The organism is Chitinophaga sp. LS1, from assembly GCF_034274695.1.
In the GTDB taxonomy this organism is placed as follows: Bacteria; Bacteroidota; Bacteroidia; order Chitinophagales; family Chitinophagaceae; genus Chitinophaga.
Genome location: NZ_CP128362.1, coordinates 4,397,352 through 4,423,514 on the forward strand (window position 1 = coordinate 4,397,352; position 26,163 = coordinate 4,423,514).

General features: G+C 42.2%; 18 protein-coding genes, 2 tRNA genes and 1 pseudogene. 9 read left to right on the forward strand and 12 right to left on the reverse strand.

Translation table 11 applies throughout. The features are described 5' to 3' along the window. Positions 1–304 precede the first annotated feature (304 nt). The 10 genes and pseudogenes from QQL36_RS18305 to QQL36_RS18340 all read right to left on the reverse strand — a co-directional run bounded on the left by QQL36_RS18305 (position 305) and on the right by QQL36_RS18340 (position 6,266). The gene (locus QQL36_RS18305) at positions 305–787 is read right to left on the reverse strand and encodes a hypothetical protein (protein ID WP_321566315.1); all 483 of its coding nucleotides are present in this window, start codon (positions 785–787) and stop codon (positions 305–307) included. 95 nt (positions 788–882) lie between these two features. After that, positions 883–1,965, reverse strand: a complete 1,083-nt coding sequence (locus QQL36_RS18310) for an ATP-binding protein (RefSeq protein WP_321566316.1) — start codon at positions 1,963–1,965, stop codon at positions 883–885. Positions 1,966–2,127: 162 nt separating this feature from the next. After that, a tRNA-Gly gene (locus QQL36_RS18315) sits at positions 2,128–2,200 on the reverse strand. Positions 2,201–2,498: 298 nt separating this feature from the next. Next, entirely contained in the window at positions 2,499–2,666 is a 168-nt protein-coding gene (locus QQL36_RS18320; RefSeq protein ID WP_321566317.1) for a hypothetical protein, read from the reverse strand. A gap of 9 nt (positions 2,667–2,675) precedes the next feature. Continuing rightward, positions 2,676–2,867 (reverse strand): annotated as a pseudogene (locus QQL36_RS35695) (DUF6934 family protein); the annotation flags it as partial. Positions 2,868–2,869: 2 nt separating this feature from the next. Beyond that, a complete protein-coding gene (gene tnpB, locus QQL36_RS35700) occupies positions 2,870–3,010 on the reverse strand; it encodes an IS66 family insertion sequence element accessory protein TnpB (protein ID WP_415751030.1) in 141 nt (46 codons plus the stop codon). Positions 3,011–3,200: 190 nt separating this feature from the next. Further along, a complete protein-coding gene (locus QQL36_RS18325) occupies positions 3,201–3,560 on the reverse strand; it encodes a hypothetical protein (protein ID WP_321566318.1) in 360 nt (119 codons plus the stop codon). Between the two features lie 46 nt (positions 3,561–3,606). Further along, positions 3,607–4,110: a hypothetical protein gene (locus tag QQL36_RS18330; RefSeq protein WP_083722487.1), complete on the reverse strand. Its 504-nt coding sequence runs from the start codon at positions 4,108–4,110 to the stop codon at positions 3,607–3,609. A 77-nt stretch (positions 4,111–4,187) separates the two neighbouring features. Next, on the reverse strand, positions 4,188–4,970 hold the full coding sequence (locus QQL36_RS18335; RefSeq protein WP_321566319.1) for a (Fe-S)-binding protein: 783 nt from the start codon (positions 4,968–4,970) through the stop codon (positions 4,188–4,190). A gap of 12 nt (positions 4,971–4,982) precedes the next feature. Further along, positions 4,983–6,266, reverse strand: a complete 1,284-nt coding sequence (locus QQL36_RS18340) for a (Fe-S)-binding protein (protein ID WP_321566320.1) — start codon at positions 6,264–6,266, stop codon at positions 4,983–4,985. Positions 6,267–6,897: 631 nt separating this feature from the next. On the opposite strand from QQL36_RS18340, the gene QQL36_RS18345 reads away from it, so the two are divergent. Then, entirely contained in the window at positions 6,898–7,395 is a 498-nt protein-coding gene (locus QQL36_RS18345; RefSeq protein ID WP_321566321.1) for a phosphoribosyltransferase family protein, read from the forward strand. 173 nt (positions 7,396–7,568) lie between these two features. On the opposite strand, the gene QQL36_RS18350 is transcribed toward QQL36_RS18345, so the two are convergent. Then, positions 7,569–9,293: a phospho-sugar mutase gene (locus QQL36_RS18350; protein ID WP_321566322.1), complete on the reverse strand. Its 1,725-nt coding sequence runs from the start codon at positions 9,291–9,293 to the stop codon at positions 7,569–7,571. A 208-nt stretch (positions 9,294–9,501) separates the two neighbouring features. Here QQL36_RS18350 and QQL36_RS18355 point away from each other — a divergent pair, with 208 nt between their 5' ends. After that, the gene (locus QQL36_RS18355; RefSeq protein ID WP_321566323.1) at positions 9,502–10,158 is read left to right on the forward strand and encodes a protein-L-isoaspartate(D-aspartate) O-methyltransferase; all 657 of its coding nucleotides are present in this window, start codon (positions 9,502–9,504) and stop codon (positions 10,156–10,158) included. A 9-nt stretch (positions 10,159–10,167) separates the two neighbouring features. Here QQL36_RS18355 and QQL36_RS18360 read toward each other — a convergent pair whose 3' ends face one another. Next, positions 10,168–12,606 carry an outer membrane beta-barrel protein gene (locus QQL36_RS18360; protein WP_321566324.1) on the reverse strand — a complete coding sequence of 813 codons (2,439 nt, stop codon included), beginning with the start codon at positions 12,604–12,606 and terminating at the stop codon, positions 10,168–10,170. 162 nt (positions 12,607–12,768) lie between these two features. Between QQL36_RS18360 and QQL36_RS18365 the strand changes: the two genes are divergently transcribed. The 7 genes from QQL36_RS18365 (at position 12,769) to QQL36_RS18395 (ending at position 25,749) form a co-directional block, all read left to right on the forward strand. Next, a tRNA-His gene (locus QQL36_RS18365) sits at positions 12,769–12,842 on the forward strand. A gap of 599 nt (positions 12,843–13,441) precedes the next feature. Beyond that, on the forward strand, positions 13,442–14,038 hold the full coding sequence (locus tag QQL36_RS18370) for an RNA polymerase sigma-70 factor (RefSeq protein WP_321566325.1): 597 nt from the start codon (positions 13,442–13,444) through the stop codon (positions 14,036–14,038). A gap of 245 nt (positions 14,039–14,283) precedes the next feature. Beyond that, a complete protein-coding gene (locus QQL36_RS18375; protein WP_321566326.1) occupies positions 14,284–15,429 on the forward strand; it encodes a FecR family protein in 1,146 nt (381 codons plus the stop codon). A 312-nt stretch (positions 15,430–15,741) separates the two neighbouring features. Beyond that, entirely contained in the window at positions 15,742–19,050 is a 3,309-nt protein-coding gene (locus QQL36_RS18380; RefSeq protein WP_321566327.1) for a SusC/RagA family TonB-linked outer membrane protein, read from the forward strand. Positions 19,051–19,190: 140 nt separating this feature from the next. Next, complete coding sequence (locus tag QQL36_RS18385; RefSeq protein WP_321566328.1) at positions 19,191–20,507, forward strand: RagB/SusD family nutrient uptake outer membrane protein; 1,317 nt, start codon at positions 19,191–19,193, stop codon at positions 20,505–20,507. Between the two features lie 163 nt (positions 20,508–20,670). Further along, on the forward strand, positions 20,671–23,280 hold the full coding sequence (locus tag QQL36_RS18390) for a zinc-dependent metalloprotease (RefSeq protein ID WP_321566329.1): 2,610 nt from the start codon (positions 20,671–20,673) through the stop codon (positions 23,278–23,280). Positions 23,281–23,301: 21 nt separating this feature from the next. Further along, positions 23,302–25,749 (forward strand): zinc-dependent metalloprotease, encoded by a 2,448-nt coding sequence (locus tag QQL36_RS18395; protein WP_321566330.1) that lies wholly within the window; start codon positions 23,302–23,304, stop codon positions 25,747–25,749. The last annotated feature ends 414 nt before the right edge of the window (positions 25,750–26,163 follow it).

Genomic DNA, 26,163 nt, shown 5'->3' on the forward strand with positions numbered 1-26,163 from the left:
TAGTTAGCCTTTGTATTAAAGAACAGGAATACGTGGGGAGTTCAATATTTTATTTACATAACCATTAATCAAATTAAATTATTCATTTCTCTATAGCGCTATCCTAGTCTGATCCTATCCGAATTATTTTCAATTTTCATTTCTTCTTTGAAGGATTATTTCTGACCAAATGGTAAAAGAACAGATTTTGGCTTCTTTTTATAGAAGTGAATAAAAATCCTCTGAAGTGCCTACGGATAAGGCATTTCAAGGGGGCATTAATATAAATATATAATTGTAAAGATAGCGCTGTTAGTTTGAGAAACTAATGCGGAGCCAACTGAGCAACTTTCCTTAAAAAATATTGCACACTGGGGCATGCAGGATGCGTAGCTGAAATGGTAAGATCAAGTCCATGTTGCTCTAATAATCGGTTTACCAATCTACGTTTGCCTGCTGCTTTATTGCCAATTCCTTTTCCTGTAAATTCCATCATCAGCCGATTGATCGTTTCAAAAGGAACTTGTTCCGCTTCAGGAAGTGGAAAGGAAAAATCTTCATTCTTGAGCAGTTGTCTCATAGCCGGTGTACAGGCAAGAAACCAGGATTCAATTTGCTGCACTGCTACTACTACCACATCCTGTGGACGGGCTTTAATCCTGTTTTTGGTACTGGTAATGCAAACGTCCTGATCGAGATCTGTCAGGATGACTATTTTTTCTGCCCCATCTTTTTCTAATAGTTGGATGTATCCTTCTATATTATGTGGTAAAAGATTGCCACATCCTTGTGCATTAATAACATTCACTAATCTGATATTATTTCTGGTAAGGAATGCGTTAAAGGATGTGGATTTTAGCAGGAAGTATTCGGTAAGTCCTTCAACAATAAAGCCGACATTGATCATAACACACCTCCTCCAAAAGCGTTAGAAAGCCAGGCTTCATCAGTTTTGATGTTAACAGCATCTTCTTCAGTAAGCTGTTTGGCAATAGTCGCTCCATTTACTTTATTCACAAGTATAATTTCACGTGGTTCCAGACATCTTACCAGCGTTTGGGAGTGTGTATTTAGTAAAATATGATGTCCCTTTTCTTCGCTTTTTTCTCTAAAAAAGTCTACCAATAATTCTATGGCTTGCGGATGAAGCCCATTCTCCGGCTCTTCAATACATAAAAACTGGGGATTGTCAGTTTGAAATACAGCTGCCATTAAAGCCAGTATATTGTAAGTACCGTCAGAGATTAAATGTCTGGAAAATGGTCTGTTTGATGTCTTTTCATACAAGAAGAATTCAGAACTGCCGTCAATATTAGATTTCCTGATTTCAATGTCTCTAAATTCAGGAATTAGTATTCGTAGCCATTCAACAAATTCATCCTTTTTCTCGCTATCCTCAAGGATTTGTGCCAGGATTTGGGACAGATTTGACGCATCCGTGTGTAGTCTGGATTGTAGCTGAGAGCTCCTGTTTAGGAAGTTTTTACCAACGAATATTCTTGAAAAGTTGTCAATGAATATTTCAAATTCGTTATTGTATGGTAATTGTATTTGTTTCAGCTCTTCCAGAAAATTATCTCGTTTTTGTTTGTCTCTTATATCAAGAAAAACGAACTCATCATCTTTGTTACTTAAATTATATATTGGGCCTTGAATAATCATATAGGTATCATCAAGGTTAAAAAGATGGTTTTGCGAAGTGGTTATCAGGCCAAAATTTATTATTAGCTCATTAACAAATTTGTAAGAAAAGCTCATGTTATCGTTAGGTTGAGCCTGATAGGAATAAATATTCTTTATGCCCCCAAAAAAAGAAGCTGCTTCAAATCGAAATCGGCAAACATAATTCGTAAACTCAAGCGCTTCAAAAATATTACTTTTACCGCTGGCATTGGGGCCAACGACTGCCGCAAATGCAGGTAGATTTTCTAGTTTAAAATCTACAAGGGATTTATAATTTTGAATATGAAGTTGCTTAATTTTCATGAGCTAAAAATACATCTAAAATAGCTAAAACATAAGAACTGTAGCAAAAAGCCCGCCTTTTCTTAAGTTAAGCATAACTACGTGGATATAATCTTTTGATGTTATTGGGTTAGATTGTAATCAGTACATGGTGCCTGCCGACATAAGGAAGGATTTCAATTGAGCGGGAAACGGGACTCGAACCCGCGGCCTTTAGTTTGGGAAACTAATGCTCTACCAACTGAGCTATTCCCGCAAATATCCTCCTATGGAGGCATACAGCGCAAATATAGCATATTTATTTATCCATCAAAATAAAATTCTGACTCAAGATCTGACCAAAAAAATGATTTTCCTTAAAAAATGATTTCAATCAGGGTGTTCCCATAAAAAGTGTCTTTTCCATCCTATTCATTATCTTCAGAATATTTATTTTTTTAATAAAAAATTGATTATCAATGGTGTTATAAATTGGAAAGGTGGATTTACTAATCCAAAACAAAAAAGCCACCTGAAATGAATCAGGTGGCTTTATAATATTTTACCAAAAACAACTATCTCTTAGGTAAGAAGTCCTTTACTTTAGCCAATTGCTCATTGGCAATCTGTAATTTTTTTTCAGATGCAGCCTTTTCATCAATCTTGTTGAGTCTTTCATCAATAGTTAATGTGATCTCTGTTTTAAATAGATCACTCCAATGTTTGATTACTTTTTTCTCCATGGTATAAAATTATACTTTTTTGCTGATTAAAAACCCAGTTACTTGCGTATTTTCCTCAAAATTGAGAATCCCATTTTCAGTTTGACAATATATGACAAACTTACTGGACAGATATTTTATATTTATGCTTATTGCCATTCTATAAAGTCTTGTTCTCCCATATGTGCTCCCAGTAAAAAATATTATTCTGTCCGGGTATTTTTCTAAATACTCCCCCGTTCATGCAAAAGAATTGTAACGTGGGGCAGCTGCTTATTTAAAAATATATACACTTCCTTATCTTTAGGCTGTCGCTGCATCATGTTGGTCACAATTCCACAAAGGCCGTCAAAGCTTTTATGCATACTCAAACTTCATCTTAGCCTGATCTTACCCCCATTATTCCCAATTTTTATTTCTTCTTTAGACGATTTTCTCTGACCCATTTCTGACCAGAATTGAATGTAAGAGGACAGATAGGGGCATGTTTTTATAGAAGTGAATAAAAAAATCCGTTGAAGTGTTTACTGATAAAGACTTCAGGAGAATAATATTTTACAAAAGGCTTTCTATCTTTTTCACAATCTCATCCCTATGCACATAAAACGTTGCAGGAAAATCAAAACACAACTCATCATCCCACTTCTTCCCCTCTTTAAAAAAGCCCAACAACTCCCTCAGGTTCTTCTTATTCCTCGCATAAAACATCCTGTCTCCAACCGGAAACTGATAATAAAAGTCCGCATTCACAACCGTCAGTTTAGGATGACTATATCCGCAATGTATACAGGAAGCTTTGCCAATAATCTTTTTGGGTCTGAACATATAACCTGTGATCTCACAGCTGGCACTTAACAAAGCTTTACGGGAACAAGCAGGACAGATGATATCTACATCTATTTCAAGAACATTCATAATAAATAAAATGGGCAGCTGGTGAAACTGCCCGTTTTGTATTCACTTACTGTGCAATAGCAAATTTCTTTGCCAGCCAGCTATTCTTTAATGGCTGAAGCCAGTTTTCTTCTAATTCTTTTAACGTCAGCACGGTATTATTCAGGTAAATAGTATTTTCATCTATATACCCTTTTTCCAGTGCATAAGGAACCTGCATCATCGGCAGCAATTGCAGCTTGTCTTTCAGCACAAAACCCAGTAACAGGCGGTCGAAGAGGTTCACTTCGTACTGACGTTCTATGCTCTTGATCACTCTTACAGAGCTATCAGTGCTGCAACCACTTACGTGTGTGTCTGTTTCATCCGCTATGACCAGGATGGCCTGTTCGAATAGCAGCTTCGCCCAACCTTTCACAGGAGCACCATGTGCCTGCCAGTGAGCGGTGAACTGATCCAGTTGTTCAGCAATCTCCGCTTGCTCTTTTTCAGAAAAAGGACGGTTGCTTTGATATATCCAAACCCGCGAGGCAGGGTTAAAGTCAGTTGGTAGTATTTGTCGAATATCCATATCGCAAATTTACGAAATTCCTGATTCCATAAACTGACGAAAATCAGTCTTTCCTAAGGGGTAGAAGATTAGCTCGCCTACTCCTCCAACTGCTGAGCTATCAGCTCAGCAATATCCAATACCTTTACAGATTCCTCCTTCCCCTGTTCCTTCACCCCATCCGTCAGCATCGTCATACAAAAAGGACAATTCGCAGCAATCACAGCCGCTCCCGTCTCCACCGCCTCTTTCCCTCTCTCAAAATTTATCCTCGTGTTCCCCTTTTCCTCTTCCTTAAACATCTGCGCCCCACCTGCCCCACAGCACAACCCATTACTTCTACACCTTTTCATCTCCACCAACTCCGCATCCAACGCCTCCAATACCTTCCTTGGCGCCTCATAGATCTCATTCGCCCTCCCTAAATAACAGGAATCATGATAAGTGATCTTCCTACCCTTAAAAGCCCCACCTCCCTTCAACCGGATCTTCCCCGCATCTATCAGCTGCTGCAAATACGAAGCATGATGCAACACCTCATAATTTCCTCCCAACTCCGGGTACTCATTCTTCAATGTATTAAAACAATGAGGACAGGTCGTTACTATCTTTTGTACCCCATAATTATTCAGCACCATAATATTATTCTGCGCCATCATCTGGAATATAAACTCATTCCCCGCTCTCCTCGCCGGATCTCCCGTACAACTTTCCTCTTTTCCCAATATCGCAAACCGCACCCCAATCTTCGTCAGGATCGTTGCAAATGCCTTCGTAATCTTTTGTGCACGCTGATCAAAACTCCCCGCACACCCTACCCAGAAAAGAATCTCCGGCGATTCGCCACTGGCGAAATATTCTGCCATCGTTTTTATTTGCATGGAATTATCAGTTTATGCATTCATTTCAACCGCCCATTTATCCCTGTCATCAGGACTAAACTTCCAGGGGGCCATGTTATTTTCTATATTACTAAACATCATATTCCACTCCTGTGGTGCACTGGATTCTTCCATCACCAGGTGGCGGCGTAGTTGTAGAATAATGTGCAAAGGATTGATGCTGACCGGACATTCCTGTACACAGGCATTACAACTGGTACAAGCCCTCAGCTCTTCTTCGCTGATATAATCACGCAACAGGGTTTTTCCTTCCGTATTCCCCAATTTACCTATTTCATCAGCACGGTCACGGGTATCCATCATGATCTTGCGGGGAGACAATTTCTTCCCCGTCAGGTTCGCCGGACAAGCAGCTGTACACCGTCCGCATTCCGTGCAACTATACGCATCCAGGATATTCTTCCAGGTCAGGTCAGGTACATCTTTCGCCCCGAACTTCGGCATCTCTGCCGACGCAGGTTCGGCCGCAGCCAGCTCAGGCTGGAGCATAAGGGTCACCTCTTTCTGTACCGCCGGCATATTCTCCATCTTCCCTTTTGGACGCAGGTCACTAAAGTAAGCATTGGGAAACGCCAGTATTATATGCAGGTGCTTGGAATAAGGCAGGTAATTCAAAAATGCCAGGATACCTAGAATATGCAGCCACCAGCAGGTGCGCTCAATCGCCTCCAGCGAAACGGGAGACAACCCCTCAAAAGACCCCCTGAAAGCCCCGGATACCAAAAACGGTCCCACCTCCGGATGCAATGCCTGATCCGCCGTATTCATGGTGAGAAACAACACCATCAGCACAATTTCCGTAATCAGGATATAATTCGCGTCTGACTTTGGCCAGCCATCCAGTTCATGCATCGCCAGCCGGCGCACATGCACAATGTTACGCCTGACCAGGAAGATCGCACAACCACTGAGTACCAATACCGCCAATACCTCAAAACACCCTATTAATAAAGGATATAATGACCCTAATAGCGGCATAAACAACCGGTGAGTGCCAAATATCCCATCCAGGATAATTTCAAGTATCTCCACATTAATGATCAGAAAACCGGCATACACAAAGAAGTGTAGCACAGCCACCAACGGGTTGCGGAACATTTTTTTCTGCCCAAAGGCAAGGAGTAGTACATTTTTCCAACGTAGATCGGGGCGATCATTCAACGACACATCTCTTCCAAGCAAAATATTAAGCCTGATCTGCCTGGCTTTGCGGTAAAAGAGGTACACTGCAACAGCAAAGGCAAATACAAACAGGATTTCCTGAATTATATACATACTTCAAATCAGATTTGACTATTGCAATATAAGGGAAAAAGGCATAGAATATTAACGCAACTATAATACTATAAGTGCAGAATGCCGTCACTAACTTGTTACTAACCCGTTACCCAATGGGCACTTCTTCGACGCTTCTTCGATGCTCCTTCGACGCTTCTTCGACGCTTCTTCGATGCTTCTTCGATGCTCCTTCGATGCTTCTTCGACGCTTCTTCGATGCTTCTTCGATGCTTCTTCGATGCTTCTTCGACGCTTCTTCGATGCTTCTTCGATGCTCCTTCGATGCTCCTTCGATGCTTCTTCGATGCTTCTTCGATGCTTCTTCGATGCTTCTTCGATGCTTCTTCGATGCTTCTCCGATGCTTCTTCGATGCTCCTTCGATGCTTCTTCGATGCTTCTTCGACACTCCTTCGCCTCCCCCAACAATTCCCCCACCCCCCTTCACCTCTCCGCCGCTAATACTTCACTAATCCATCACCACAAGTTCACCTCATTATCCCCCGGATATTGAAGTGCCCTTCTAATGCCCTTTTAGTGCCCCTTTGGTGAACTAATAGCACTATACCCCCACTATCACTCCACCATACCTAAAAAATCCCTACTTTTATCCCTTCAATTAATTTTGACATGGAATCAAAGAATGTAATCCTCACCCAGGATGTGATCGATAAAAAAATCAAGCGTATCGCTTATGAAATATATGAGCATAACAGTGAAGAACAGCACATCATACTGGCTGGTATCTGGGACCGGGGGACAATTCTAGCCGAAAAAATAGCGGCTATCCTGAAAGAAATCTCTCCCATTCAAATAAAGCTCATTGAACTAAAACTGGATAAACAACATCCTGATAAGGTGCAACTCTCTGAATCATTGGATTTCAATGGAAAAGTAGTAGTACTGGTAGATGATGTGGCCAATTCAGGCAGAACAATGCTGTACGCACTGAAACCTTTGCTGGAATTCCTACCAAAGAAGATCCAGACGGCTGTACTGGTAGACCGTAAACATAAATCTTTCCCGCTGTCAGTGGATTTTGTGGGTTATTCTTTATCTACAGCACTCCAGGAGATGGTAATGGTCGATGTAGCAGGAGAGGTGATTCAGTCTGCTTACTTACAATAACAATATTGACTATAAAAACATTCATGAAAGAGGGGATTCACCAACGGGGATAAACCTTATTTTCATAAAATAAAAGGAGCGTGTATCAAAAGAAGATACACGCTCTTTTATTCAGATGCCTCATGAAGCCAGGTTTCTATTTATTCGATTCTCAGAGGTTTTATTTATGACATTTATTTCAGTTTCATATCCTGAATGATCTCCTGGATCTTCGCATCCAGTGCCTGCGTAGCCGCCTCAAACCCTTCCGCACTTTCCAGTTTCTGGTTCACGCTAAAATAGAACTTGATCTTCGGCTCTGTACCAGAAGGACGGGCAGAAATCTTACTACCGTCTTCAAGCACAAACTGCAGTACATTCGACTTAGGCAGGGTGATAGCTTTCATCTCACCGGTCTTCAGGTTTTTCACCTGTTGCAGCTGGTAATCGTAAGTAGTTACTACCGGCACACCAGCAATCGTAGCAGGTGGATTTTCGCGGTACCCTTTCATCATATCAGCAATTTCGTCCGCACCTTTCATGCCTTTCTTGGTGATAGAGATCAGGTTTTCCTTGTAATAACCATATTTTATATAGATGTCAATCAGCTGTTGGTAAAGGGTACGACCCTGGCCTGCAGCTACGGCAGCCATTTCACAAATCAGGGCTACGGAAGCAATCGCGTCTTTGTCACGCACATTGTCACCGATCATGTAGCCATAAGACTCTTCACCACCACAAATGAACTGTTCTTTTCCTTCCTTGGTACGGATCAGTTCAGCGATCCATTTAAAACCAGTGAGTACATTGTAACAGTTTACATTGTTTTTGGCAGCAAATACGTCGATCAGGTCGGAGGTTACCACGGTTTTACATACGTAATCCGTTGCACCTGCCAGTCCTTTTGCACGACGGCCTTCTATAATATAATTGAAGAGCAGTACGGCGGTCTGGTTACCATTCAGGAGGATCCATTCCCCTTTCAGGTCCTTCACAGCGATACCTACGCGGTCAGAATCAGGATCGGTACCCAGCAGGATAGCGGCATCCAGTTCCTTTGCCTTCTTCAGACCAATGCTCATGGCTTCAGATTCTTCCGGGTTGGGATAGACCACGGTTGGGAAGTTGCCATTTGGGGTCGCCTGTTCTTCTACCACATGTACATTGGTAAAACCAAAGCGTTTCAGCGTCTCAGGGACCAGGGTGATACCGGTACCATGGATAGGCGTATATACGATTTTAAGATCTTTCTGTGCCGCAATTGCTTCAGGCTGAATACTCAGGCCTTTCAGCATCTGCATGTAAGCTTCGTCTATTTCAGTGCTGATCGGATGGATGTTTGCTTCACCACCAGACCATTTCACATCTTCCACATTGGCGATTTTCTCTACTTCGCGGATCACGTTCTTGTCGTGAGGCGGAATGAGCTGGGCGCCATCGTCCCAATATGCTTTATAGCCGTTATATTCTTTAGGATTATGCGATGCTGTCAGTACGATACCACCTTTGCATTTGAGATGACGGATGGTGAACGATAGCTCCGGAGTAGGGCGGAGACTTTCGAAAAGGTATACTTTGATACCATTTGCAGCCATAACGTTGGCAGCCACTTCGGCAAAGAAACGGCTGTTGTTGCGACTGTCGTGTGCAATCGCGATTTTGATTTCATCCGTGAAAGCCTGTTTCAGGTAGTTGGCAAAACCCTGAGTAGCCATACCCACTGTGTATTTGTTCATACGGTTGGTACCTACGCCCATGATACCGCGTAGACCGCCCGTGCCAAATTCAAGGTTACGGTAAAAGGAATCAGCCAGTTCATCGGGGTTTTCCTGCTGCAATTTTTTGATAGCGGATACCGTCTCCGCATCAAACTGGCCGTTCAGCCATTGTGATACCTTACTTTCGATTACATTATCCATAAAAAAATTGGGTTTGTCTGAAAATTGTGTCAGAAACAAGATTGTAAATTAAAGCTAAAATCCTGAAATATGGCGCTACAATTTGGCGCTACAATTTGGCACCAGGTGGAGGGATATGCAATTATTGCACCATATTCAACTGTAATGGGGATAAATAGAAATTCCCATAGGTTATTGAAAGTGGGGGGTATTGCCTATTTTTGTGTGTATGAGGCGGTACGAAGACTCCTATAAACAAAAAGGATTACGCAAGCAGCTGGTAGATACTATCCGGCAAAAGGGCATAACAGACCAAAGCGTTTTAGCAGCTATCAATAACATTCCCCGGCATTATTTCCTGGATACGGCATTCGAAAGCATTGCTTATGAGGATAGGGCATTCCCCATCGGGGAGGGGCAGACTATTTCCCAACCTTATACTGTGGCCTACCAGACACAGTTGCTGGAAGTAAAGCCATTTGAAAAGGTGCTGGAAATAGGTACCGGTAGTGCTTACCAGGCCTGTGTGCTGGCTGAACTGAAGGCGATGATCTTCACGATCGAACGTCAGAAACGCCTCTTTGACCAGGTAAAGCTGTTTCCTTTTAAAGCAAAGTATCCTAATCTCCGGTTCTTTTATGGAGATGGGTATGAAGGTCTCCCTACCTATGCACCTTTTGACAAGGTCCTTGTCACCGCAGCGGCCCCCCAGATCCCGGAGCGCCTGTTGCAGCAGATGAAGGTCGGTGGCAAAATGGTGATTCCTGTCGGCGGACAGGAAGTGCAACGTATGTTGCGCATTACTAAGGTAAGTGAGTCAGATTATGAGCAGGAGATGTTTGACAATTTCTCGTTTGTTCCGATGCTGGCAGGGAAAAAAGCCTGATGACGGGGTTTATAACCTGTCGTTTTGTTGTTTTTTGTCCTCAGTTTCCGGCGTTTCTTCCTGATCTTCCGGTTTCTTCTTTCTTTTGAATAAGTTTGGATCCATCTTTCCAAAACGGTAACGGATATTCAGCCTGATAAAACGGGTCATCCTCTTACGGCTGTAGTCCTGTATAAAGGCATCAGTTTCGTAGTGGGAGCTGTATTGCTGTGTATTTAATATATCGGAGATATTGAGAGAGATGGCCAGTGCATTGTTCTTCAGCATTTCTTTCCGCACCCCCATGTCAATGCCGTTCATCGCTTTGAAGGTACCCTGTGGCTGTACGCGGGGTGACCGGTAGTGAGCGTTCATTTGTATATTAAAACGGCCGGGCAGGCGGCAATTTGAGTTCACATTGATGCCCCAGGAGAAATATTCATTGCTGATGGCGGTGCCGGTCAGTTTGCTGTATTCCAGGTTCAGGTTACTGGATACATTCCAGCCTTTGAGGATGTGGAGGTTGTAGGTAAAGTTAGCTCCCCAGTCTTTGTCTGTAGCCAGGTTCATGGGTTTGGTCGTGGTGATGCCGGTAGTGGTATCCAACACACTGATGCGGTCAATGTCGTCATTGGCCTGGGAATAGTATACCCCGGTGTTCAGGAAATCTTTTGAACCAGGGTAATATCTTGAGTAGTTCATTTCGAACTTATGGGTCAGGGATGGGCGTAAAGCCGGGTTACCCACGCGGATGTTCTGTGGGTCGGAGTTGTTGACGTAGGGGAGGAGCTGGTCAAAATTCGGCCTGTCTATGCGGGTAGAATAGTTGAAGATCAGGCTTTGGTCCTGGTTATGTGGCAGGTTGTATTTCAGGAATACGCTGGGAAATACGTTGAAGAATTTATTATTCACCGAAGTATCCTTGGTGTAGGAGTAGCCATTGAGATAGGCCTGTTCTACCCGGGTGCCGACCATGTAGCCGAGGTTACCGATGGCGTTGGATACATTGACGTAGGCGCCGTAAATGTCTTCCTTATAATAATAGGTATTGGAGAGCAGGCTGCTGGTCTGGTATTCCATGGAGTCCCAGTTGTAGACCTGTGCGTTATAGTCGTTGTTGTTATTGCGTAGCGTGATTTTACCTCCTGTTTCGAATTTTCCTTTTTTCCCGAATGGGGTGGTATAGTCTGTCTGGATGTTCCAGAATTTATTTTGAGAGCGGCCGGTATTCGCCTGCAGAGTAGGGTTGGCGGCAGTGTTATACTTAGTGAAGTAGTTACTGTTGCTATTGCCTTTGTTGTTGCTATAGCTCACGTAGGCTGTCCATTCTTCATTCTGCCTGCTGGTAGTATGGCGGAAATTGAAGGCGGTGTTATTGTTGGGGTTTTTATTACCGCTGGTATTATGTCTTTCACCTGATTTGACAGGGTCTTTGACCTGGTTGAGGTAATCGAGCAAAATGTTGTCTTCGCTGTTACCGCCGCTACTGCTAAAGCCTTCGGAGAGGGTGAACGTATTATACTCACCGAGGTAATAGTCGAGTCCAATACGGCCGCCGTTTTGGTGACTGGTGTTCTTATTATGGCTATCCTGTGTAAAGAACCAGGAGCCGGAAGTATCGGCGATCAGGTTCTGGCGGTAGCTATAGCCGGAGCCGGTGGTAGATTCGTAGCGGCCATTGTAGTTACCAAAGAAGTTGAATTTCTTCAGTCTTAAGCTGGCGTTTGCCGTGCCGTTGACTTGTCCTCTTGTTGCTACGCCGGCGTTGAACATGACATTGTAGCCGATAGCTTTATCTTTTTTCAGCACGATGTTGATGATACCGCCACCGCCGTTGGCTTCGAATTTAGCAGAGGGGTTGTTGATCACTTCAACTCTGTCGATCGTCTCTGCGGGAATCATTTGCAGGGCTGTTTTAGCATCTCCAAAGGGGGAGGGCTTGCCGTCTACATAGATGGTGACGCTTTTGCCACGGAGGGTAACGTTATCGTCTATATCCACGTCCACGCTGGGAATGTTTTTTAGAATATCAGTGCCTGTACCTCCTTCGGCGGTTACGAAAGCGCCGGCGTCGAATACCTGTCTGTCGATCTGCATAGAGAACGCGGGCTTTTCGGATTTGATTTCGACGGTCGCGAGGACTTTGCCGGTGGGGGTGAGCTTTAGGGTGCCCAACGGTTTATTGGTTGTAATGTTTTTATAGAGGTTGTCGTAACCCATGAAGGTGATACGGAGGATGTAGTGGCCGGTTTGCAGCGGGTTGAAGCTGAAAGTACCATCTGGTTGGGTGTACATCCCTGTGAGCACGGAAGAATCTTTTTCCTGTAGGATGACTACGGAAGCATATTCAACGGGCTTGCCGGTGCTGGCGTCTATGGCTTTGCCGGTCAGCTTGTTGGTGGTTTGGGCTACTACAGATACATAACAGGTGGCCAGGACCGCTGTTATTATTAACAGGGAATACCGCATTGAAAGAAAGTTGAGACCGTAACAAATATATTGGTAGTGGGGGGGAATAGGGAGGGGAAAATGATGAAAGGTGAGGATTAGGGGTGTGAGGGAGAAAAAAGTTCTAAAAATATTTGGAAGTAGAGAATTGTTTTACTTATCTTTGCAATCCCAATTCAAACGGTGGTTGTAGCTCAGTTGGTTAGAGCACTAGATTGTGGTTCTAGGGGTCGTGGGTTCGAACCCCATCATCCACCCTAATGGGAACTTCCCTGATAAGGGCTTCTGTATACAGAAGCCCTTATTCTTTTAGTTTTAATCTGTTTTGAACGAAAAAAGGATCAGGTTGAAAACTTGGGAATTTTGTTGTTACGCATAAATTTTAGATAGTCTAAATAGGAAGAATTCTACATCTCTTACACCGAAAAAAGCTTCCAATGCAGGAAGACCAGGTTATCCTTATAATGTTGTAATGCACACCGGAGAGAAAAGCCCCATATACTAGTTATAAAATTGTCTCCGGAAGATGTTCAGTAGTTTATAAGTAAAAAGATTCAAAAATATGGTCTGTATATTTTTGACATTGAATTGAAGGATAAAAAAGCCGCACAGTACAAAGAGATGGCTCATTGTGTCTTTGGGTACTTTTCAGGTAGAAAATTTATATGGCTGTATAATAAAAGAAATGTAAATCTTAATAAGATGAGTTGGATACATGGTCATTATAGAAGAAGAGACGGTGTATATTTAAGTTGTCATTGGAGGACAAAAATTATTTCATTAAATTAAATCCTGAATGAGCAATATTTTGAATTTTTATACTTTTTATATACATTTCTGCTGAAATTGGCAATAAATGGGTAAGAAGAATCTTCAATATGAGTCCGATGAATACTTGCTTGATTTAATCAGACTTAATGACGATCATGCTGCATTTTCCATGTTATATGAACGATATTGGAATAAACTCCTGGCCATTTCATTCAATCTCACAAATGATAAAAGTGTCTCAAAGGAAATTGTCCAGGAAATTTTTATCAGCTTATGGAATCGCAGAAATTCACTGGAAATTAAAAATTTAAACAATTATTTAGCCACAGCAGTAAAATTTGCTTTCTTTGACTTTATTGAAAAAGAAAGAAGAAGACGTGTATTGGCATCAGCAAAATTTGGAGAAAGAGAAGAAGCGGAATTAGATTTAGGAATCGAGGCACTTTTTATGAAGGAATATCTTACCAGCCTTTTGACTTCCCTACCTGAAAAATGCAGGCTTATCGTAACTTATAGCCGTATTCATGACATGAGTAATTCGGCGATAGCAGAAAAATTGAACATTTCTGAAAAGACGGTGGAAGGCCATCTCACTAAAGGACTAAAACTGCTAAGATCGAATTTTAAAAATCGCAGGTCACTGGCGGTTTTGCCTATTCTCCTTTACCTGCATTCTTTGTAGCAGGCGCTAGTATATTCGCATATATACTATAATATAGTCACAATCTTTTATTCAACCCTCCTGTTCCACACCGCCCCCAACATTAGCAAAGCCCATCGTCTAATAAATATCGTTAGTAAAAGTATGTGATTTATACTATTTCATCCATGAAATACGAAAGCTAACATAAAATTAAAATTATTTTAACCTGAGCAAGGGTTTAGCCCCTGGTTATCCTACTTATAATTATAGCCAATGTTAAACATATGCAAATTGATGAGTTAGAAATATTAGTCCATAAATATTTGAATGGTACTGCTACTCAAAGTGAAATTCAGTTGCTAAACCAGTGGTATCAACAAGAACAGCTAGTCAATAAGGTATGGGAAGCCGATTCTTTAGATGAAGAAAGGGTCATTAAAACTGAAATATTCGAAGTAATCATGAACCGAACTGGCATACAACCAGACAGGCAACCTGTTCGGCGACTATGGTTTCCACTTACTGCCGCGGCTTCTGTCCTTTTACTCATTTGTGCCGGCTTTTATTTTTATATGCCCAACAGGAAAGCTGGTACCCAGGAGGCCAGTCTTCTTCATAATGATGCACTTCCAGGTTCAAACGGAGCAATTTTGACACTGGCCAACGGGCAAAAAATTCAGTTGGGAAAGGGTGTCATAATTAAGCCAGATATTGAAAACACTGACAGAATAAAAAAATATGGCGACAGCATTGTCGTTTACAGTTCATCAAACGAAGGTCAGATGAGCGCCACAGCATACAATACCATCACTACACCGAATGGGAAACAGTTCCATATTGTATTGCCGGATGGTACCAAAGTATTTATGAATGCAGCGTCAAGCCTGCAATATCCATTGGCTTTCAGTGGATCTGAACGGGTAGTAAAACTTACCGGGGAAGCTTATTTTGAAGTGGTTCATAATAGCCGGATGCCTTTTAAAGTGCAGGTAGACAAACAGGTAGTAGAAGACATAGGTACTGAATTTAATATCAATAGCTATAACGATAATGGGGCGATAGCAGTGACAGTACTGGAAGGAAGCGCCAAAGTCCAGGTAAATAAAAATGCTGTCACCTTAACGCCGGGACAACAGGCGCTGACCGAGACAGGGAATGATCAAATCAAGGTTCAGTCTGCAGATACTGAATCTGTGCTGGCCTGGAAAAATGGATTATTCCATTTTAACGATGCAAGTATCGATCTCGTACTTAAGCAACTGGCAAGATGGTATGACCTGGAAGTAATTTATGAGGGCAGCATACCTAAAAAGACTATCGATGGTGAAATATACAGGGACGTTAAATTTTCAGAAGTTTTCATGATTCTAAAAGCACTTCAGATTAATTACAGAATCGAGGGACGTAAAGTAATTATCAAAGCATCATAATCAATACCAACCAATAAAATCATCAATCAATTTTTTAATTCATCAAATGATCTGACAGCAGGCGCCACAAATTTTTTGTAAATCCGGCAGATGGCCGAAAAAAAACCGTGATAGTGTCGGAAGCACTATCACGGCAGGACGATTGGTTTTATGGACTCTGGGGGTTCCATAGCCACATTTAGCATTCATACTATTTTATTAACCAATTCAATCAGCAAATTAATGAAATTAATTGCCGACCTACTACTATTGGGTAGAAAAAATTTTCGAACTGTGCTTTATACGCGTCTAAGATCACGACTAACCTTTGTTTTGCTCTTGTTAGCCGTATTTAGCGCTGCATCCGGACAAAGAAAGAATGAAGTCAGCCTGGATTTTAAAAACGCACCACTTTCCAAAGTATTTAAAGCGATCAAGCAACAGACAGGATTTGCATTTGTAAGTGGCGATGTCAGTTTGAGTGGCATCACCGTAAATGTAAAAGTTAATAATGCCGATATAGATCAGGCAATGAACGTATGTCTGCGTGGAACGGGTCTCCAATATGAGATCGTCGGAAAGATAATTGTCATCAGGAAAGAGGCACCAACAAATCTGGTTGATAACAGCCCGGGTTTTCCTGCACGCATTTCGGGAGTCGTCGTTGGTGAAAAAGGGATGGCACTGGCGGGCGCTACGGCAACAGTAAAAGGCACTAAAAACTTCACGATATCCCACGCTAATGGCTCTTTTACGCTACCAGGTGTAAATGCAGATGCAATCATTGTAATTACTTATCTGGGATATGCAACACAGGAAGTAGCGGTGAAGAACAGGTTTGATATTGGGACGGTTGCTTTAAGTCCCAATGTCAGTAAACTGGACGAGATCAATGTGCTTGCCTACGGTCAAAAAACCAGTCAGCGTTTTGACGTTGGATCCTCTGTTAAAGTAACCAGTGAAATCATCGAAAAACAGCCGGTAGGAAATATTTTACAAGCGCTGGAAGGGAGGGTTGCAGGTTTGGTAATTACCCAGTCAAGCGGTCTGGTAGGAGCTGACATAAAGGTGCAGATACGTGGACAGAATTCACTGGACCAGAATGCAGACAGAGATAACTATACAAACGTTATCAAAAATGTGCCGCTTTATATCGTAGACGGTGTACCATTTCCGGCAGCTGCCATTAACCAGCAGGCATCGAGTAATAACGGCAACGGTTATTATAACTACATGACAGGACCTAATGGTAACGGTAGTCCCCTGTCTACGCTTAATCCAAATGATATAGAAAGTATTACCGTATTGAAAGATGCCAGTTCAACTGCTATCTATGGATCCCGTGGAGCCAATGGAGTTATCCTGATCACCACTAAAAAAGGTAAACCCGGGAAAATAGGCATGTCAGTTAGTGGCGGTTCGTCAATCACTTATGTGCCTACCAAATTGAAAGTACTGGGATTGTCCGATTACCTGGCCCTCAGGAAAGAAGCATTTGAAAATGACGGAAGAACGATTACTTCCAGCAGTGCGCCAGACCTGACCTTATGGAGCCAGACAGCATCAACTGATTTTAAAAAGCTATTAATTGGTTCCCCTGCAAAAACTTTTAACGGGAGTGCATCTATTTCCGGCGGTGGGGGTGGCTTTACCTTCCTGATGTCTGGCAGTTATAGTCGCCAGAACTCGGTGTTTGATGACCATAGATCATCAAACAGTTACAGTACCCATTTTAATTTTGGTTACAGTACACCCAATCAAAAATTCAGTACCACGCTTTCTGCGGTGGTAGGTTCACTTACCAGTAACCTGGCCAATACAGATTTCTATACCAATGCTTTTTCCCTTCCTCCTAACTTTCCGTTGTATGATGAAGACGGAAAGCTGTATTCATGGACGAACAGTTATCCTTATGTAACAAACCCTTTATTGAACCTGAATGCAAGTTACCAGAACAAGATGATGACTACGAATGCCGTACTGGGTTTAAATTACGCGATATTACCAGGTTTCGATTTCCAAACCAATATTGGTTATAATAAAACACAATCTACCCAGTCGATGTTAAATCCCAGCACGGCTGTTGCTGCGTCATTACTAACCTACTTCCAACCGAGTGCAAGTTATGCATCTTCCTATTCACAAAACCTGAGTGTGGAGCCACAGCTTAATTACCATACTACTATCAGCAAAGGTAGCTTAACAGCATTGGTAGGCGGAACCTTACAAAAGACAGTGAACGAACAACCTTATTATATACAGGCAACAGGATTTGCTTCAGACCTTTACCTTTCCAACCTCGCACTGGCAAGCAGCTATGTGATTCATAACGGGTACAATGCATATAATTACGCATCGTTTTTCAGCAGCATTAATTACCTGTGGGACGGTAAATATGTGTTGCTGGCAAACTACCGCCGGGATGGTTCTTCTAAATTTGGTCTGAATAATTTATATAGCAATTTCGGTTCCGTGGGATTAGCCTGGATTTTTACTGAAGAGGGTTTTCTGAAAAACAGGCCTGCGTGGATTGACTTTGGTAAGTTACGTGGCACCTATGGCGTAATAGGGAGTGACGGTATAGAAAACTATGCTTATTTATCTACTTATGGCATTACGTCGAGCAGCTATTATGCCGGCTCAAACGGTGTATCGCCTGTCAGACTGGCCAACCAGGATTATAAATGGGAAACTACCCGTAAACTTGAATTAGGCCTGGATCTTGGCCTTTTTAAAGATAGAGTGATCCTAACAACGGCCTTTTACCGGAACAGAACAAATAACCAGTTGCTCAGCTATTCACTGGCAACACAGACCGGTTTTAGCAGCTATGTTGCCAACTCTCCAGCCCTTGTACAGAACACAGGGTTTGAATTTACCCTGACCACCAAAAATATCAAATCAGCTCATTTTACCTGGACAACATCCGCCAATCTTTCGATTGCGCAAAATAAGCTAATCGCCTTTCCTAACTTAGCCACCTCCTCCTATGCGGGATCTTATGAAATAGGTAAGCCTATTAGCAGCCTCTACCTGTTCCATTATACCGGTACCGATGCCAATGGTGCACCTACCTTTACGGATGTAAACAAGGACGGTACCTACACAGTAAATCCTGCCATCAATGGTTTGAAAGGGGACATGCTGTATATGGGAAGTTCTGCAGCAAAGATGTATGGTGGCCTTTCCAATACCTGGAAGTATAAAGCCTTTCAGTTAGACGCATTTTTTCAATTCACTATCGGGGCGGTAGACCAGGGACTGCTGAAATACATGTCTGCACCTCCCGGAGGCTTGAATAACGTACCTACAGCTGTTGTAGATAAAATGCGCGAACTGGGTCTGTCCAAAATGTTCTCTACTTATTCCTATTCCAATAATTTTAACAGGCTCAAACAATCTGATATCCTGCTGAACAGATTATCGTATGGAAGACTCACCAATCTGGCATTGTCTTACAGTCTTCCTCAGAGATATGCAAGGGCATTAAGAATGGCAGGTTTGAGTGCAAACCTGCGGGCACAGAACCTGGCAGTGTTTACATTATCTGGCAACAAGTACAAGGGTGTGGATCCTGAAACAGGTCCTGTCAATGTACCACCGTTAAAAGTATTTAATGCAGGTTTACAATTTTCATTCTAAGCGCCATGAAACAGAAAAAATCAACTTCAATATTTTTCTCTCGTAAGAAAATCAGCCAGAACAGTCATCCTATCAAAGGAGCAGTTGCATGCCTGTTATTTTTATCAATTCTTTCAACGGGATGCAAAAAACTCGTAGAGGTGACTGCACCGAAAACAGAAGTGCTTAGCACGGATGTGTTTAGTACCGATGCCAGTGCGCAATCAGTATTGACCGGGACTTATGCCAACATGATCAATCTACAGGCATTCCCAAATATTGGTTATTACAGTAGTCTTTCTGCCGATGAGATGGACCCAACCAATACCTCTTATTTATATCTGAATTTTGCAAATAATACTTTAACACCTTCGGATTATAATATTCCGGGGTTGTGGACTGGATTTTACCAAACCATTTTTCAGGCTAACAGTATTATTGAAGGGGTAAAAGCCTCCACTGGTATGAGTGACTCAATCAAAGCCCGTCTGACCGGCGAGGCAAAGTTCCTGCGGGCGCTGAGCCACTTTTATCTCGTTGGCTTTTTTGGGGATGTGCCGTTGATTACTTCTACTGATGTGAAAGTAAATGCAACAATGGCACGTACGGCTACAAGTGATGTTTATGAACAGATCATAGCCGATGTGCAGGAAGCGGAAAATACCCTGCCTGAAGACTATTCATATTATAGCGATGAGCGTGACCGTCCCAACAAATACGCTGCAGCAGCTTTCCTGGCCAGGGTGTATTTATATACCGGTGATTATACAAATGCGGAAAAACAGGCTTCAATAGTCCTTGATAATAGTTTATACACTTTGTTGCAGGGAGATGATATCAGCAATATCTTTTTAAAGAATAGTGCTGAGAGCATATTTGCGCTCAATCCTGCTACATCCGCAGGGAAAGTGGTATTTCCTGATGCATACTATTACGGAAACGGACTTCAGTATGGTTCGCTATATGGTTCCAGCTATGTACTTACTGACAGTCTTTCAAAGGCATTTGAAACCGGAGACCTTCGGTATTCCAATTGGATAGGTTCTTTTGACTACAACAGTACAACTTATTATTACAGTAAGAAGTATAGAGATTACGATTATTCGCAGCAACCAACTGAATATAGTATCCTGTTCCGTTTGAGTGAACAATACCTGATCAGGGCAGAAGCGCGTGCAAACCTGAACGATCTTAGCGGGGCAGCAACAGATCTCAACGTAATAAGAAACAGGGCCGGCTTAGGCAATACTACAGCCAGTTCACAAACAGAACTTCTGAGTGCGATAATGAAGGAACGTCGTGTAGAATTATTTCTGGAGTATGGCAATCGCTGGCTGGATCTCAAAAGAACAGGACTAGCCAACACTGTAATGTCTGTGGTAAAACCTGCTACCTGGACATCGGACGATGTGCTGTACCCGATTCCTGCCAGTGAAATTAAAAGCAATCCTGCTTTAACGCAGAATAGCGGGTATTGATATTACCCTCAGATCATCATTCCTGTTATTCTACACGCATCTACAGTAGAATAACAGGAATGTTTGACCTTATATTCAGCCGTATTTCAGCCAATTATAAGAAGGAAAGCCAGCTATGAAAAATACACCTCGCGTGTATACCAATTCTAATAATTCAATTATCATGTTTATAAAAAGAAAATATCCATTTCTATCCATAATTACAGTAAGTGTGGTTATGGGATGCCTGGCAGCAGGCATCATGCCAGCAAATGCACAGAGAAAGAAAACGGCTGATAAAAAGGCAGCGACTACAGCGAAAGATCAGACTTTACCTAAAGCAGATTCAGTAGCCAGAACGGGAAATGTGCAGCCATTTGACAAAGTGATTCCTGCAGATGCGCAGGTATTCAAAGGGTTATTTACTGTTTATAAGACAAAAGATAAATACTATTTCGAAATTCCTGATTCTCTTATTGGTAGGGATTTTCAAATTATTAGCAGACTTGAGAAAGCTCCTGCAATGCTGATAAGAGGTAAGGATTCATATGCCGGTGCTGATTTAGGAAGTGCTCAGATTAGTTTTGCAAAGGCGCCGGGAAACCGACTTTTCATAACCCAGCCAATATATAATGAGGCCGCCTATGATACCTCTAATGCCGGTCTGAAGAAGGCATTGTCAGAAAATGCCCTTCAGCCGGTTTTGTATGTTATGGACATAAAAGCCTACGGTAAGGATTCTGCTATGGTAATCGATATGACAGATTACTTGAATGGAGACTATGGCATCTTCACCGGCGAAATCAAAAAGTTACTCAATGCACAATCATTACAAAACGACCGATCCTATGTTGATGCAGTGCATGCTTATCCTATGAATGTTTCGGTAAGTGCTGTGAAGACATATTCGACACAGAATAACAGGTCGCTGACTACGTTGGTAAATATGTCGTTCACTGTGTTACCTAAAATACCGATGCTCCGCAGGTATAATGATGAACGGGTAGGATATAAAAGCTATAACCTGACCGATTTCGACCTTGATCTGCAAAGGGGGAAAACAGTAGGGATTATTAACCGCTGGAGGATGGAACCAAAGGTGGCAGATATGCAGGCCTATATGAGCGGGAAACTGGTAAAACCTGCACAACCTATAGTATTTTACATTGATCCTGCTACACCCGGGAAATGGGTACCATATCTGATAAAGGCTGTTAACGACTGGCAAAAAGCATTTGAGCATGCCGGTTTTAAGGATGCTATATATGCATTGGAAGCACCAGGGAACGACAGTACCTGGGATAGCGATGATAACCGGTTCAACACCATTACTTACACACCATCTATAGGCAGTTCAATTTCCTCAAATATTGTAACAGATTCGAGGAGCGGAGAAATAATTCATGCAACTATTCACATCGAGCACAACGTACTGGTTAACCTGTATTACTCTTATATCGCTTATGCAGGTGCAATTGATACTGGTGCAAGGAAACCAATCTTTGATGATCAGCTGATGGGCGAACTTCTGCAACGTGCAGTATCTATCCAGGTAGGTTCATCTCTTGGTCTGTTACCAAATGCAGCAGGGTCTTCTACTGTGCCGGTAGACAGTCTGCGAAATATGCATTGGCTGGAAAACCATGGAATCAGTACAACTATCATGGAAGATGATGTATATAATTTCGTGGCACAGCCATCAGATCATATTTCAAGGAAGGGAATAATGCCACAACTGGGAGAATATGATAAATGGGCGATCTATTATGGTTACCACTATTTCCCCGGTATAGCAGGTACAGAGGCAGAACGTAAACTGGTATTGAAAATGGTTGAGGACAGTTTAAAGGCTAACCCCAGATTGGTTTATGGTGCTTTAAATAACGAAAAGGTAGTGGATCCCAGGGCACAGTTGTATGACCTGGGCAATAATGCTGTAGCTGCAGGTGCATTAGGTATTCAGAATCTGAAGAGAATGATACCAGAAATTCCGCGTTGGACAGAACTTCCAGGGGAGGTGTACAGCTCTAATGGAAATAGTAGGTTAGGTGGGGTGGAATATTCTATTGTAGAACTGTTTACGAGGTACCTTAAAAATGTAGCCAATATTTTCGGCACATATTACTATTCACCACAGGGTGCCGGTTCCGATCAGAAAGTATACCAGGGTGTACCTGTCTCCCAACAAAAAGGCGCCATGGCGTTTCTGCGTTCTAATGTGTTTGATAAGGAACCGGACTGGTTGATGACGAAGAAAATTGAGGATAAGATCACGGCACCTCCATATAAGAATATTATTTACCAACCTGGAATTTCCCTGCTTGACAACTCCATGCTAAGTATGGACCAGTTGAATAAAGTGAATTTGATGAGTGAACGTTTCGGCCCCTCAGGTGCTTATAGCCTGGTCGCTTACCTAAGTGACCTCGATCAGGCTATCTGGTCTGAACTGGGTACTGCTAAAATTGTAAGCAGTTATCACCGCAGCCTTCAGCAAACCTATATCAATAGTATGGAGAAAGTAATCAATAGTCCACGTGAAAGGGAGACAATGAATACGATCGTCCTTGTCAGAGGTCATTTGATTGACCTGAAAAAGCAGGTTACTACTACAGCCAGCCTGAGTCAGGATCTTAAAACAAAAGAACATTATAAAGATATTATTGCGAAACTGGATAACCTTACAGATCCTAAAAGACAAGCACCTGCGCTGCCTGGTCTGCCAGGGAAAAATCATGGTATCGGCATTAATAAGGAACTCAATGGTGATGATAATAGCGAGCTAACTTATTAATCTATTTTAAATTATTCAAAGATGCTTGATAAAAGAATATTTCCCCTGCTTTTGATGCTGATTGCGTTTCCTATAGCGGGTTGGGCACAGGGAGGAATAATAGGAGGAGCTGCTTCAATGCCAGCTAAAGAAATCGTTCCGTTCGATAAATTAATAACACCGGATGCTAAAATCAGTCATGGTGTGTTTAACATATACCACATAAAGGAAAAATATTACCTGGAAATCCATGACTCACTTTTAAACAGGCAATTTCATCTTGTCAACCGTATCCTGCAGGCCTCTGCAGCAGTGGACAAAATAAAGGAGGGCTATGCCGGTGATGAGATGGGTAGTACTCCCGTTGTCTTTTTAAAAGGTCGTGATAATAAAATATACCTGAGCAGTTCATTTTCTTTTGACCGATCAATGGATACCACGGTAAACGGCATGGCCAATGTACTGAACAAGAATAGCATTTCGAGTTTTGACTTTGCATTTGCTATTTGTGCCTATGGACGGGATAACAAATCGTCTATTATCGATGTAACCGATTTATTTTCCAGCAATAGTCCTTTGCTGGTAGGTCGTTTAGATTCAACTCCATTCCAGTCTGACAAGTCTTACATTGAAAGAATCCGGTCATTCCCAACGAACCTGGAAATTCAAACGATAAAGACTTATGGCACAGGAAAAGGGGATAGCACAGCTACATTACGACTTAATACTTCTATTTTATTACTGCCGGCCATTCCAATGAAAGAGCGGTATTTTGATCAGAGGGTGGGTTACTTTACACCTTTCAACTATGATTACGACAAAGATCCACAGCAGGCTAAGATGGTATTGAAAATCGATCGCTGGCGGTTGGAGCCTAAACCTGAGGATGTAGAGAAATATATGCGCGGAGAGTTGGTGGAACCGGCAAAGCCTATTGTATTTTACATTGATCCGGCTACGCCAAAAGTCTGGGTACCCTACCTGATCCAGGGGGTTAACGACTGGCAGGTAGCTTTTGAAAGAGCGGGTTTTAAAAATGCCATCATAGCTAAAGAAGTACCGGCTGATGATACTGCCTGGAGTATGGATGATGCACGATATAGTGTAATCGTATATAAACCATCATTACTGGCAAATGCACAGGGGCCTACCGTCAATGATTATCGTAGTGGTGAAATCATTGAATCGCATGTAGGCTGGTATCATAACGTGATGACATTGTTACATAGCTGGTATATGATCCAGGCCGGTGCCAATGATCCGAGAGGACGCCATCAGCAATTTAGCAATGAGCTCATGGGGCAATTGATCCGCTTTGTTTCTTCCCATGAAATCGGTCATACCCTTGGTCTTAAGCATAATTTTGGTTCGTCATCAATTGTGCCGGTAGATAGTCTTCGTAACAAAAAATGGGTGGAGACACATGGTCATACTCCATCCATTATGGACTACGCACGCTTTAATTATGTAGCACAACCAGAAGATAGTATTTCTGATAAAGGTATATTCCCCCGGGTAGGCGATTACGATAAATGGGCAATTGAATGGGGATATAGGGCGTTTCCGCAGGTGGCGGATGCACGGGCAGAAGCAAAGATATTGTTCCAGATGACAACGGACAGTCTGCGTAACAATAAACGGTTGTATTATGGAGAACAGGCAATATTTGGGTTGATTGATTCCAGGTGTCAGAATGAGGACCTGAGTGAGGACGTGATGAAGGCCAATGATTATGGAATAAGAAACCTGAAACGGGTGATCACACAACTGCGTGATTGGACAAGTATGCCAGACGATAAATTTGGCAAAATATCCGGCAACGGCCTGCGTAGGGAGTACTCGGCTTTATTATCACAATTTGCTCAATACCAGACTCATGTCATCAATACAATTGGACTTGGATTTTATGAAAATGTGACGGCGACAGACACTACGCCTGTTTTTAGATTAATCCCTAAAGCAAAACAACAGGCCGCAGTTGCCTTTTTAAACACACAGATCCTGGCCACCGAACCGGAATGGCTCACACCTGATTATATTATAGACATGGTCTGGCCACCGGATGTAGGGGTACTCACACAGGCTGTAGCTAATGATGTATTACACCAACTGCTGGTACCTCAGAAACTGATAAATCTGGATAATGCAGAGGCCATGTATGGAGAGAAAACTTATACCCTGCATGATTTCTTAGCAGATATGAATAAGGGTATATGGAACGACCTGTCTGGTGCGCAAGCCGTAAGTAGTTATCACCGTTTCCTGCAGCAGAATTATATCAGCGCTATGCTGACGATGATAAAGGATGTGAAAAATGGCGCTGTTTCAGCCACCATTAGAGGGCACATTCAGGGAATAGAAGGGAAGATCCGAAGAATATTACCTATGGTTAGAGATGAGGAAACCATTTACCATTATAACGACATTTTGTTGCAAATGGAAGCCTTTAAAAACCCCGCTTCCTTAGCATTGGGAATTAATAAGAGGTGAATATAGTAAAATGCGCAAAGCGCGCAGGATTCTTTTTATTAAAGCGGTAGGTAAAAGCAGGGAATTAATTACCCGTCCAGTCATGGTCTTTCTTCCGTCTGGTATTGGTCTTTCTGCAGGTTGGTGGAGAATATAGTTTTAAATAATTCTATAAAAGAAAAAAGCAGGCTCTAATTATGAAGAGCCTGCTTTTTATTACTACAGATAACGAAATTAAAATCGAATATTCGCCTCTTTTAAAGGATTGGCCTGTTTGTCTGAATGGAAATTGGCGCCAATAATAGTTTGCCCAGCGTGCCTATCTACCTTCTTAAGAGTCATAAAATCATAAGTAGGCCTTAATAACATTTCTAAAGATTTTAACTATGATCGAATTAAGCTAGCTAAACAGATTTTTGACGAGGAAAGTAATGT